At 53.9% G+C, this 981-nt stretch carries 1 rRNA gene; it reads left to right on the forward strand.

The features are described from left to right. Window positions 1-981 (forward strand): 23S ribosomal RNA (locus ACFQPP_RS14785); the annotation flags it as partial.

Below are 981 nucleotides of genomic sequence, written 5' to 3' on the forward strand. Positions count from 1 at the left end.
AAAACAACCGTGATTCCGTGAGTAGTGGCGAGCGAAAGCGGAAGAGGCCAAACCGATCATGTGTGATAGCCGGCAGGCGTTGCATGGTCGGGGTTGCGGGACCTCTCGTGTCGGTCTGCCGATCGACGAACGTTACAGCGCAGCATAGACGAAGAGCTTGGAAAGGCTCACCGTAGAGGGTGACAGTCCTGTAGTCGAAATGTTGTTATGGCGTGAGGGGGATCCCAAGTAGCACGGGGCCCGAGAAATCCCGTGTGAATCTGCCAGGACCACCTGGTAAGCCTAAATACTCCCAGATGACCGATAGCGGACAAGTACCGTGAGGGAAAGGTGAAAAGTACCCCGGGAGGGGAGTGAAATAGTACCTGAAACCGTTTGCTTACAAACCGTCGGAGCAGCCTTGGTAGCTGTGACGGCGTGCCTTTTGAAGAATGAGCCTGCGAGTTAGCGATATGTGGCGAGGTTAACCCGTGTGGGGTAGCCGTAGCGAAAGCGAGTCTGAATAGGGCGCTTCAGTCGCATGTCCTAGACCCGAAGCGAAGTGATCTATCCATGGCCAGGTTGAAGCGAGGGTAAGACCTCGTGGAGGACCGAACCCACTTAGGTTGAAAACTGAGGGGATGAGCTGTGGATAGGGGTGAAAGGCCAATCAAACTTCGTGATAGCTGGTTCTCTCCGAAATGCATTTAGGTGCAGCGTTGCGTGTTTCTTGCCGGAGGTAGAGCTACTGGATGGCCGATGGGCCCCAAAAGGTTACTGACGTCAGCCAAACTCCGAATGCCGGTAAGTGAGAGCGCAGCAGTGAGACTGTGGGGGATAAGCTTCATAGTCGAGAGGGAAACAACCCAGACCATCAACTAAGGTCCCTAAGCGTGTGCTAAGTGGAAAAGGATGTGGAGTTGCTTTGACAACCAGGAGGTTGGCTTAGAAGCAGCCACCCTTGAAAGAGTGCGTAATAGCTCACTGGTCAAGTGATTCCGC

This window comes from Agrococcus sp. GCM10030265, assembly GCF_042666675.1.
In the GTDB taxonomy this organism is placed as follows: Bacteria; Actinomycetota; Actinomycetes; order Actinomycetales; family Microbacteriaceae; genus Agrococcus.